The organism is Methylomonas sp. BG-2 (assembly GCF_057766305.1).
Genome location: NZ_JBYMAP010000145.1, coordinates 1 through 10,985 on the forward strand (window position 1 = coordinate 1; position 10,985 = coordinate 10,985).

Here is a 10,985-nt window from a genome sequence, read left to right on the forward strand (position 1 = left end):
CAACGACGGCAGTCTGTACTACGACGCGGACGGCAACGGCGTCGGCGCCCGGGTCGAGTTTGTGTCGCTGACCGGCATTCCGGCCTTGACCGCGGCGGATTTCAATATCGTTTAACGCCGGGTTGGCTTTGTTCGGCGTCGCGACGGATCGCCTTGTGCGATTTTTCGCGGCGCCGCCCCCGGCATTGCTCGATACATCGAAAATCGCGGCTTAAGCAAGGCCGATCAGTTGCTCGCCGCTTTCAGCAGCGGTGTTTTCAAAATCGCACCGTTGCCGATTCGCGCGGATTGCATGGAATAGCTTCAGGCCACCTTGAATTGAGCGATCAGGTTTTGCAGGTTTTGATTGACGTCGGAAATCGCCGACGCGCTGAGTTTGTTGGTTTGGGCTTCATGCGTGGTTTGCCTGGCCAGTTCGGCGGTCTGCGAGAAATTGTTGGCGATTCGTTCGGCGGCTTGCGATTGTTGCAACGAGGTCGCCGCGATCACCCGGCTTTGGCTCAACACCTCGCCTATCGACGACTTGATACCGACGAATACCCGATGAACGTGATCGACCGCCTCGGCCGTGGTTTTCGCGGCCGCTTGTTGCTGATTCATCAGTTTGACCGTGGTGTCGGTGGCCCGATTGAGCCTCTCGATCAAGGCGCGAATCTGCTCGGCGGAATCGGCGGTATTCGACGCCAGTTTGCGCACCTCGTCGGCAACTACCGCAAAGCCACGCCCGTATTGCCCGGCCCTGGCGGCTTCGATCGCGGCATTCAATGCCAGCAAATTGATCTGGTCGTTGAAGCCCTGAATCACGCCGAGCACGGTTTCGATACCGGCCGCGTCGCGGCGCAGATATTCCAATGACGCGGCGGTCTGGTCGGTGATTTCGGCGAGTGCGGCGACTTGGCCTTGAGTATGTCGCATGTAGTCCACGCCTTGGTCGATCAACGCTTGTGCCGAACTGGTTGCGGTTTGGCTGTCGGCGGCATGGTTGGCGACATTCACGAACGAGCTATGCAATTCGGTCATTTGTCGCGCGCCGGCTTCGGTGGCCCGGCGTTGGTCGGCGGTGATCGATTCCAGGCTTGCCGCGACCAGCAGTATGTCGTGCCCGTATTGATTCAAGGCCGAGGATTCCTGATTGACGCTGCGTATCAGCGACTCGAAGTAATCGTGAAGCTTGAGCAGGGAGTCCTTGACCAAATTGATTTCGGCGATTCGGCTGCGCAACGACACCGAACCGCGCAAATCCCCGCGCGCCAACAAATCGACGTGATTGCTGATGTGGGCGATGACATTGGCCAGATGGCGTTTGATATAAATCATCAACATACAGATAGCGATCAATATCGCGGTGCAGATCGCGACGATCGCATACAGAACATGTTCGTAATACTGATATTCCCCGGCGATCTCGGTTTGTAGATCGGCGAAGCGCTGCTGCAGCGTTTGTAGTTGCGCGGCGGCCTGGGTCCGCCCGGCTGTTTTCCGGTGCGCGAATTGTTCGGCGCTACCCAGATCGATGTCGTAACGCCGAATCAGCGCGCCTATCTCGCTGATGGGTTCCTCCGCCATGTCCCGCGCCGCGGTCGCTCGCTCGGTCAGCGCCAAACCGAAATCCGGCTCCGCCGCGGCATCGTCGCGCATCACGCCCAGCAACGGCAATTGTTTAAAGCGATCGGCCAACGCCAGTAGTTGGCCATGGTAACGCTGAATATTCTCGACCGAGACCGCCTCGCGCGCCGCGAAATAGCTTTGTCTCGCGCGAGACAAATTCAACACCGCCGCTTGGGTCTGGCCTATCAACTCCCAGTAAGGTTGTTTAGTCTTGGCGTCGACCGGCGCGCGCGACGCGTATTCAATCAAGCTTTGCAAATGCCTGGACAATTGCTGTTCGTTGTTGATTAGCAGGATTTGCGGATCGGCCAATTTCCCGGCCGAGGTCAGCTCGACGACAATGGATTGTTGCACGGTCCGCAACAGGTTCAGGAAAGGCACTTTCAGCCTGTCGTCCACCTCGCGATTCGCTTCGATGTCGCCGATGGCCCGACCGACGTTGGCATCGATCTCGGTTAACAAAGTGGCATCGCCGCTGGACAGGTAATTGGAAACCGGCTGGCTGATCCGAGTGTAAAACCGGTTCTGCTGTTGACCGACGAATTCGACGGCCTTGAAAGCGTGGTTAAGATGTTGCAAGGAGCGGACAACCGCAACCGTGAAGCCGGTCAGGGTGAGAACCAACAAAAGACTGACAATTTTGGAGATGCGGCTGATTTTCATGATTTCAGGTTTCGAATCCCGACGGGAATCATTCAGGTTATAAGGCGGCGGATCGTTAGGCTTTGAAGCGCGATGCCATCTCGCGTATGTCGCCGGCCAACGAGTCCATGCGGACGGCGGCGTCCTTCAAGCGCGCCAGCGAAGCGTTGTTTTTGTTACTCATCAGTTCGATGGCGGCGACTTTGCTGGCGATGCTCTCGCTGACCACCGACTGTTCGGCCAGCGCGGTAGCAATGGTGTTGGTGGCGTCCACGACGCGGATGCTGCCTTCACGGATACCGCCGATGGCGCCGCCGGCTTGATGGGCCAGCGCGACGTTTTGATCGACGCCCTGCACCACCTGACCGATATTGACAACGGCATCCTGGGCGCTGGCCTGGATACGATCGACCAACTGAGTAATGTTTTCGGTCATCCGAGTGGTTTTTTCGGCCAGCGTGCGAACCTCGTCGGCGACCACCGCGAAGCCCCGGCCTTGCTCGCCGGCGCGAGCCGCTTCGATCGCGGCATTGAGCGCCAGCAGATTGGTCTGATCGGCCACGTCCTTGATGGTTTGGACGATGCCGGAGATTTCCTGGGATTGCTGACCGACCCGCTCCACCACCTTGGCGGTCTGCATCACGCCATCCGAGGTGCTTTGCATCGCCGATACGGTTTTTTCGATCACCGCGCTGCCGTCGGCGGACTGGCGGGACGAGGAGTTGGAAATGGTGTTGGCGTTTTGCGACGAATCGGAAATATGGGCGATGCTGGCGGTCATTTCTTCGATGGCGGCGGCCATTTCCGTGGTCGCCGCTTTCTGCTCGCCGACGCTGTACGACAATTCGGACACCGACGCCGTCATGTCGCGCGCGTAGCTGGCGACTGAATCGGCGCTACGCTTCATTTGGCCGATCGCATGCTGCCAAACCTCCAACAAATCGTTAAAGCTTTTGCCGATCGCCGATATTTCGTCGTCGCCGGCGGCCGGCATCCGCAAGGTCAGATCGCGATTGGCGCTAATGCCGGAAATGACTTGCCGAAAGTCGGCGACCTGCCGCGCGATATGCAGCGCGGTGAACAAGACCAGGCTGCCACAAATCAGCAGCAGTGCCGCGAAGATCGCCAATTGGGTATTACGGACTTGTTGAAACTCGTCTTTCGAGGATTGAATTTGTCGGCTCAGGCGATCGTGCTGGCCGGTTTCGAACGCCTGCACCAGCTGGTTGATACTGTCGGTGGTGCTTCGGTCCAAGCCCTTGACCAGCGCATCGGTCTTCTTGCCGGCTTCCGGGTCGGCCTGATCGAATTGCGCCAAGGCCGAGCGGTATTTCTTGCCCATCTCCCGATGCTCGTTCAACAAATTTTCGACATCACTCGTAAACGGCGACCCGGCCGCGCGCAACGCCGCCAATGCCTCGGTCAGTTTGGCGCCGACCAAACTTTCCGACGCGGAAAAACCCTGGGAATACTTTTCGAAATTGGCCGTATCGTTGCCGCGCAGCAAGATGTTTTTCCATTCCTGCACCTGGGTTTTGAACGCGATATTGGCGCCCTGAATCAGTACCAGCGTATGCATGCCGCTTTCGAAACCGGCGTAGTCTTCGTTGACCTTGCCGTGTATGCGCTCGATCTGATACAGGCTACCCAGCCCCAGAAGCATAAATCCGCTGACTGCCGCGGCCAGGATGACGTACAGTCGTGCTTTAATCGTTAGATTAGCCATGAGCCTATACTCCTTGTAAAGTTACCGAGTGCCGGAGCCCCGAGATATTAAACGGCGTTTATGACAGTTTTGTTACAATCAGGCAGACAATCCGCCGCGTTATTGGCAATTGCGCCAGCGTGTAACCCAGCTAAAACAATTGGCAAGGGTCGGCAGAGCAGCTACCCGGCGCGGCGCTAGTGTTTCAGCTTAGTCGATCGAGGTTTTAGTGTAGAGCGTTTTACAAAAACGGGCGCTGAATTCCCAGCTTCCCGCTCAGGTATCGCAGCGTTCGAAATTAGAGGGATAAGGCGTAAACAGGGGGCGGATATCGACCGGATTTTGGCCGGTCGAAAGGAAACCGGGTCCGGCTAGTGCCAGCCGCCGTACTGGGTGGTGGGATCGCCGCGAAAACCGGCCGTGGTTTTGTTGGCGTCCGGGACGTGGGCGGTATTTTCGGCGGCGCGTACCAGATTGTTGTGGGTGTAGCCGCCCATCGCCTTGGCAGTCTTGGCGATCGCGGTCGTGGTTGGATTAATGTCGTATTTGCTGACTTCCGGATAAATCGCCACGCTGGTCATCGTGCCGCCGGATTTGCCGGCGGGCGGCGCGTAGGTCAGCAGCACCGGTAACCGGGTACCGGCCGGCGCTTGGATTTCGTAACGCTGGCTGTCTTGCAATTCAACGCTGGCCAAGGCCTTGCCGGCTTCGGTCGAAAGCGTGACGGTGCCGGCCTTGACCGGCCCAACATTGTCGCTGACCGTGCCGCGCAGCGTCATGGCTTGCGGAAAGGTTTTGATCGGCGCGCTTGCCGCGACGGTTTGGGCGGATTCCTGGCCGCAGCCGGCCAGCAGGATGGCGGCCAGGATTGGGCCGACTAGGTAAACGACAGCTTTCATAATGGTATTCCCCCGTTGCGATGCGCCGGTTCCGTTCGCCGAACGGCCGGCTTGGCCACACGATAACCGCTTCGCCGCGCCCGGACAAGTCCGCCGCTCAAGCCGCCGCGGTTGAAACTTGCTGGCGACGCCGTTATAGTGGCGCGACTTTTATACTTGCAAATCAAAGCCATGCCATCTTTCGACATCGTTTCAGAACTCGACAGCCACGAAGTGACCAATGCGGTGGACCAAGCCAATAAGGAAGTCTCGACCCGCTTCGATTTCAAGGGCTCCAACGCCAATTTCGAACAAACCGACGACGGCATTCAGATGAAGGCCGAATCGACGTTTCAATTGCAGCAAATGTTGCCGATTTTATACGCCAAGATGGGTAAGCGCGGCATCGATATTTCCGCGCTGGAAAGCGGCAAAATCACCGACACCGGCAAGACCGCCTCTCAAACCATCACGTTGAAGCAAGGTATCGGCAGCGACGTGGCGAAAAAAATCGTCAAATTGATCAAGGACAAGAAAATGAAAGTGCAGGCGGCGATTAACGGCGACAAGGTGCGGGTTACCGGCAAGAAGCGCGACGACTTGCAGGAAGTGATTCAGATGCTGCGCGCCGAGGACTTGGAACAGCCGCTGCAATTCAACAATTTTCGCGATTGAAGCCGGTTTGGAAACCGTGATCAGCGAAGCCCGCATCGGGCAAACCGCGCCGCCGCTGGCGGTCGATGCCTGGCTGCAAGGCGATCCCACCACACTCAGCGATCTGGCCGGCCGCGTCGTGCTGGTCGCGGTGTTTCAAGTCAATTGCCCCGGCTGTTTTTTGTACTGTCTGCCGCGCGTCGAAGGCCTGTATCGGCGGTACCGGGAACAAGGCTTAACGGTATTGGGTCTGGCCACCGCATTCGAGGATTTCGATAAAAATACCGTCGCCAACCTGCGCTTGTTGTTGGAGGAAGGCCGGGTTATCGGCGAAACCGAAAAACTGCTGAGCCAATACGGCTTGCTGGAGCGCGGCACCTGGCCGTATCGCTTGAGTTTTCCGGTAGCGATGGACCGGTTGACGCCGCGCGCGGCGGACGGAATAGCCGCCGAAGTCGAGCACTTTATCGAACGGCGGGTTGACGATTTTCAGGCGCGATCGCCTGCCGAGCAACAAGCCCTGCGCGCCCGCTTGCACGATCATTTTTCCCGACAAGCCTTCCGCCCGGAAAGCTTCGAGCGCTACCAATTACAAGGCACACCGTCCTACTTGCTGATCGACCGCGACGGCCGGCTGGTCGCCAGCCGCTTCGGCGCCTACGAGACGCTGGAAGCGGACTTAACCGCATTGCTGTAAACCTTCCCTGATCGGTTCCGCGCCGATCCGGTCTTTTGTTACCCAGGACTCGCCATGACCTCACCCTTGCTCATCGCCAAAGCCGGCGCCGCCGATTTGAACCTGCTGCCGGCGATGGCCAATCGCCACGGTCTGATTGCCGGCGCTACCGGCACCGGCAAGACCATCACGCTGCAAACGCTGGCCGAGGCCTTTTCCGAGATCGGCGTGCCGGTGTTCGTGGCCGACGTCAAGGGCGATCTGGCCGGCCTGAGCCGGGCAGGCGGCGGCAATCCCAAGCTGGACGCCCGCTTGGCGGACTTGGCTATCCTGGATCAACAGCCGGCCGCGGCGCCGGTGCTGTTCTGGGACGTATTCGGCGCGAAGGGCCATCCGCTGCGCGCCACGATTTCGGATATGGGACCGCTACTGCTGGCGCGACTGTTGAATCTGAACGAGGTACAGAGCGGCGTCTTGACCGCCGCGTTCAAGATCGCCGACGACCTTGGCTGGCTGTTGCTGGATCTGAAAGACCTGAAGGCGATGCTGCAATACGTTGCCGAGCACGCCGCCGAACTGGCCGACGACTACGGCAAACTCTCGGCGGCCAGCGTCGGCGCGATTCAACGCGGCTTGCTGCAACTGGAACACGAGGGCGGCGAACACTTGTTCGGCGAGCCGGCCCTGGATTTCAACGATCTGCTGCAAACCGACGGCTCGCGCGGGGTGATCAACATCCTGGCCGCCGAAACCTTGCATCAATCGCCGCGCGTTTACGCGACGCTGTTGCTGTGGCTGTTGTCGGAATTGTTCGAAAACCTGCCGGAAGCCGGCGACCTGGACCGGCCCAAATTGGTATTTTTCTTCGACGAGGCGCATCTGTTGTTCGACGACGCTCCGGCGGCCTTGTTGCGGAAAATCGAACAGGTCGTGCGCTTGATTCGTTCCAAGGGCGTCGGCGTGTATTTTGTCAGCCAAAATCCGCTGGATATTCCGGATGTGGTTCTCGGCCAGCTCGGCAATCGCATTCAGCACGCGTTGCGCGCCTTTACCCCCCGCGATCAAAAAGCCGTCAAGGCCGCCGCCGAAACCTTCCGCGCCAATCCCGAACTGGACGTGGCGGCCGCGATCGGCGAGCTGGGTGTCGGCGAAGCCTTGGTATCCTTGCTGGACGAAAACGCCACGCCGACGCCGGTCGAACGGGCCTTGATCAAGCCGCCGCGCTCGCGGATCGGCCCGGTCAGCGAAGCCGAGCGGCGCGAGACGCTGGCCGCATCGATCATTGCCGGCCATTACGAAAACCAGATCGATCGCGAATCGGCCTACGAAATCCTGAAACAACGGGCGGGAAAGGCAAAAGCCTCGACGGCCGGCGGCGGATTCGATTGGGGCGAAGTGTTGCCTGGCGGAGGCCAATCCGGACGCCGGAGGCGCGGCGGCCAAAGCGTCCTGGAAGCCGCCGCGAAAAGTGCCGCGCGCAGCATCGGCCAGGAACTCGGCCGCCAAATCATACGCGGCGTACTGGGCTCGCTGCTGGGCGGTCGGCGCTAGTGCAAAAACACTGCTGACACCACGCTGTCAGTAGCGCTGGTTTAGCATGGCCGCTCTTTTAACCGCAACGAGGAGTAGATCATGAACAACCATTTAGCGACTTGGTTCGAACTGCCCGCCGCCGATCTTGGCCGCGCCCAGGATTTTTACCGCAACGTGTTGAATTCGACGTTCAAGCTGGAAGAGATGAACAGCATGAGCTTGGCGATTTTCGAAGCCGAGGAAGGCGCGGTCAGCGGCATGTTGGTACAGGGCGAGTGCTATCAACCATCCGCGACCGGCGCGGTCATATATTTCAACGGCGGCGCCGATTTGAACCAGCCACTGGCGAAAGTCGAAGCCAGCGGCGGCCAAGTGCTGGTGCCGAAAACGCCGATACACGACGGCGACTGCGGTTACTTCGCGCTGTTCATCGACAGCGAAGGCAACCGGGTCGGCTTGTATTCGCCGGCCTAACGACCATCGACCGCGACGATGCGCAGAGCGGACCGCCTATTTCAGATCGTCCAGATTCTGCGCAACCGGCGCTTGGTGACCGCCAAGGCGCTGGCCGAGCGGCTGGAAGTCTCGGAACGCACGATTTACCGCGACATCCAGGTGCTCAGCCTGTCAGGCATCCCGATCGAAGGCGAAGCCGGCGTCGGCTACGCCTTGCGGCACGGCCTGGATATTCCGCCGATCATGTTCAGCGCCGCCGAACTGGAGGCGCTGGTGGTCGGCGCCCGGATGGTCAAGACTTGGGGCGGCACCGAACTGGGCCGCTCCGCGCAGTCGGTGCTGGACAAGGTCGCGGCGGTCGTGCCCGCCGAATTGCGCGACCGCCTGGACCGCTCCAAACTGTTCGCGCTACGCTTCTCACGGCGCGACGACTTGGATGTGACCTTGGATATTTGCCGTAAAGCGCTGGACGGCAAATATATATTGCATCTGGACTACCGGCGCGGTGACGGCGATTTCAGCCAACGCCGGATTCGGCCGCTGGGCTTGTATTTTTGGGGCAACACCTGGACCCTGGTCGGCTGGTGCGAACTGCGCGGCGACTTCCGCAACTTCCGTTTGGACCGCGTCGAGCACGCGCGGGTGCTGGACGAACCCTTCACCGAAGACCCCGGCCAAACCTTGCAGGACTTCATCCGGCGAATGCATTGCCAGCCGCAGTGACGCCGGCCCGCCTGTTCGAAGATTCGGCTTGCCGTTCCCGAGCTTTTCTCTATTATGTGGAACCGATCGGCGGCGTTGACCGCAATTTTCATCCATAGCTTTCATTTTCAAATACATGACAACCATCAACATCCAAGACATGATGGCCGACAGCGGCGTGGCCTTCGGCACCAGCGGCGTGCGCGGCTTGGTCAGCCAGATGAGCGGCGAAGTCTGCGCGGCTTATACGCTGGCGTTTATCCAAGGTTTAAATCTGGCGCGGCCCGGCCAAAAAATCGCGCTGGGCATGGATTTACGACCCTCCAGCCCGGAAATCGCCCGAGCCTGCGTGGCCGGCATCCGTCAGGCCGGTTGCCAGGTGGATTTTTGCGGAGTGTTGCCGACCCCGGCACTGGCTCTGTACGCGTTGGCCGAAGGCATTCCGGCGATCATGGTCACCGGCAGCCACATTCCGTTCGACCGCAACGGCATCAAGTTTTACCGGGCCGACGGCGAAATCAGCAAGGCCGACGAGGCGGCGATGACCGGCGCGACGGTGGAAGTCGATCCGCTGGACGCCGAGCTGCCGGCCGTCAATCCGGCGGCATTGGACCAATACCGCCGGCGTTACACCGGTTTGTTCGGTAAGGATTTGCTGGCCGGCTGGCGGGTAGGAGTTTACGAACATTCCAGCGCGGCCCGCGACGTGTTGAAGGAAGTCTTGGCCGAATTGGGCGCCGAGGTGATTGGCCTGGAGCGTACCGATACCTTCGTGCCGATCGATACCGAAGCGGTCGGCGAGGCGGATCGGCGGCGCGGCCGCGACTGGGCGGCGCAATACCAACTCGACGCATTGATTTCCACCGACGGCGACGGCGACCGGCCGTTGATCGGCGACGAGCACGGCGAGTGGTTGCGCGGCGACATCGTCGGCTTGCTGTGCGCGAGGTTCTTGGGCGCCGATACCGTCGTCACGCCGGTCAGTTGCAATACCGCGATCGAAGCGTCCGGCTGGTTCAAGCAGGTGCTTAGAACCCGGATCGGCTCACCTTACGTGATCGCCGGCATGGAACAAGTCGCGGTGGGTGGCGTGGCGGGGTTCGAGGCGAACGGCGGCTTTCTGGCCGGCAACGGCTTGAGCGTCGCCGGCCACGCGCTGGCGGCCCTGCCGACCCGCGACTCGCTGTTGCCCGCATTGGCCTTACTGGCGATGGCGCGCGGCCAGGGCGTCAAACTGTCCGGCTTGCTGCAGGGCTTGCCGCAACGCTTTACCGCCAGCGACCGGATTCAGGAATTTCCGACCGCCAACAGTCGCGCCTTGCTGGATCGCTTACAGGCCGACGCCACCGCCTATCGCGGCCTTTGGGGCGACAGCTTGGGGGCGCCGGTCGATAGCGACAGCACCGACGGATTGAGGCTGACCTTTGCCAGCGGCGACATCGTCCACCTGCGGCCGTCCGGCAACGCCCCGGAATTACGCTGCTATGCCGAATCCAACACGGAGGAACGGGCGGACCAATTGGTGAAGGATACCTTGGGCCGCATTGCCGGACGTTAATCTTTGGTTAAGTTGGGCCGACTAAGCTGCAGTCTCCTAATAATTAACGACCAGGATAAATGTATGAAAACCAGCATCGTTGTATTGAGTTCCCTCGCATTGGCTTCAGCGGTCGCAGTCGCCGACACCGGTTTGTTGGAAGCAGTTGGCAAACAGGCGGTTCAGAACAGCGCAAACGCCGTTGCGCCGGATGCCGTCAAGGGCGTCGAGGCGGCCGGCGCGGCGGTCGATAGCGCGAAAGCGGTCAGAGCCGGTGCCGAAAACGCCCCGGCCGCCGCGAAACAGCAAGTCGAAGAGGCTGCCAAACAAGCGGTCAAACAAAAAGTCGAGCAAGCCACGCCGGAAGAATTGAGGCAAGGCGCGCAAGTCTTGGAAGAGAAAAAACAAGCTGTTAAACAATTGAAAAGCCAGGTAGAGCACGCGCCGACCGCCGAACAAGCGGTCAAGGCCGGCAAAGCCAAGGCCAAGCAAAAAGCAGCCGAGAAAGCCTTGGATTTGTTGCAATAACCGTTTAGCACATAGGCTACGCGGAGCCTCGGTGGTTAGCCACCGGGGCTTTTTTGTGTCCATTCG

Annotated in this window: 10 protein-coding genes; 7 read left to right on the forward strand and 3 right to left on the reverse strand. The window is 60.0% G+C overall.

Going from position 1 to position 10,985, the window contains the following annotated elements; genetic code table 11:
- Positions 1-303 precede the first annotated feature (303 nt).
- From AC3B8H_RS14095 to AC3B8H_RS14105, 3 genes are all read right to left on the reverse strand, one after another.
- A complete protein-coding gene (locus AC3B8H_RS14095) occupies positions 304-2,271 on the reverse strand; it encodes a methyl-accepting chemotaxis protein (RefSeq protein WP_488442180.1) in 1,968 nt (655 codons plus the stop codon).
- Positions 2,272-2,326: 55 nt separating this feature from the next.
- Complete coding sequence (locus AC3B8H_RS14100) at positions 2,327-3,976, reverse strand: methyl-accepting chemotaxis protein (RefSeq protein ID WP_488442181.1); 1,650 nt, start codon at positions 3,974-3,976, stop codon at positions 2,327-2,329.
- A 350-nt stretch (positions 3,977-4,326) separates the two neighbouring features.
- Positions 4,327-4,854 carry a hypothetical protein gene (locus AC3B8H_RS14105; protein WP_488442182.1) on the reverse strand — a complete coding sequence of 176 codons (528 nt, stop codon included), beginning with the start codon at positions 4,852-4,854 and terminating at the stop codon, positions 4,327-4,329.
- A 171-nt stretch (positions 4,855-5,025) separates the two neighbouring features.
- Here AC3B8H_RS14105 and AC3B8H_RS14110 point away from each other — a divergent pair, with 171 nt between their 5' ends.
- From AC3B8H_RS14110 to AC3B8H_RS14140, 7 genes are all read left to right on the forward strand, one after another.
- On the forward strand, positions 5,026-5,508 hold the full coding sequence (locus tag AC3B8H_RS14110) for a YajQ family cyclic di-GMP-binding protein (protein WP_488442188.1): 483 nt from the start codon (positions 5,026-5,028) through the stop codon (positions 5,506-5,508).
- 16 nt (positions 5,509-5,524) lie between these two features.
- Complete coding sequence (locus AC3B8H_RS14115; protein ID WP_488442189.1) at positions 5,525-6,184, forward strand: peroxiredoxin family protein; 660 nt, start codon at positions 5,525-5,527, stop codon at positions 6,182-6,184.
- 54 nt (positions 6,185-6,238) lie between these two features.
- Positions 6,239-7,714: a helicase HerA-like domain-containing protein gene (locus AC3B8H_RS14120; RefSeq protein WP_488442183.1), complete on the forward strand. Its 1,476-nt coding sequence runs from the start codon at positions 6,239-6,241 to the stop codon at positions 7,712-7,714.
- 81 nt (positions 7,715-7,795) lie between these two features.
- Positions 7,796-8,170: a VOC family protein gene (locus tag AC3B8H_RS14125; protein ID WP_488442184.1), complete on the forward strand. Its 375-nt coding sequence runs from the start codon at positions 7,796-7,798 to the stop codon at positions 8,168-8,170.
- A gap of 18 nt (positions 8,171-8,188) precedes the next feature.
- The gene (locus AC3B8H_RS14130) at positions 8,189-8,875 is read left to right on the forward strand and encodes a helix-turn-helix transcriptional regulator (RefSeq protein ID WP_488442185.1); all 687 of its coding nucleotides are present in this window, start codon (positions 8,189-8,191) and stop codon (positions 8,873-8,875) included.
- Positions 8,876-8,990: 115 nt separating this feature from the next.
- Positions 8,991-10,412, forward strand: a complete 1,422-nt coding sequence (locus AC3B8H_RS14135; RefSeq protein ID WP_488442186.1) for a phosphomannomutase — start codon at positions 8,991-8,993, stop codon at positions 10,410-10,412.
- Between the two features lie 63 nt (positions 10,413-10,475).
- On the forward strand, positions 10,476-10,919 hold the full coding sequence (locus AC3B8H_RS14140) for a hypothetical protein (RefSeq protein WP_488442187.1): 444 nt from the start codon (positions 10,476-10,478) through the stop codon (positions 10,917-10,919).
- Positions 10,920-10,985 lie beyond the last annotated feature (66 nt).

Coding starts and splice junctions, on each gene's coding strand:
- AC3B8H_RS14105 (WP_488442182.1), bottom strand. CDS start 4,854: ATGAAAGCTGTCGTTTACCTAGTCGGCCCAATCCTGGCCGCCATCCTG.
- AC3B8H_RS14140 (WP_488442187.1), top strand. CDS start 10,476: ATGAAAACCAGCATCGTTGTATTGAGTTCCCTCGCATTGGCTTCAGCG.
- AC3B8H_RS14110 (WP_488442188.1), top strand. CDS start 5,026: ATGCCATCTTTCGACATCGTTTCAGAACTCGACAGCCACGAAGTGACC.
- AC3B8H_RS14135 (WP_488442186.1), top strand. CDS start 8,991: ATGACAACCATCAACATCCAAGACATGATGGCCGACAGCGGCGTGGCC.
- AC3B8H_RS14095 (WP_488442180.1), bottom strand. CDS start 2,271: ATGAAAATCAGCCGCATCTCCAAAATTGTCAGTCTTTTGTTGGTTCTC.
- AC3B8H_RS14130 (WP_488442185.1), top strand. CDS start 8,189: ATGCGCAGAGCGGACCGCCTATTTCAGATCGTCCAGATTCTGCGCAAC.
- AC3B8H_RS14100 (WP_488442181.1), bottom strand. CDS start 3,976: ATGGCTAATCTAACGATTAAAGCACGACTGTACGTCATCCTGGCCGCG.
- AC3B8H_RS14120 (WP_488442183.1), top strand. CDS start 6,239: ATGACCTCACCCTTGCTCATCGCCAAAGCCGGCGCCGCCGATTTGAAC.
- AC3B8H_RS14125 (WP_488442184.1), top strand. CDS start 7,796: ATGAACAACCATTTAGCGACTTGGTTCGAACTGCCCGCCGCCGATCTT.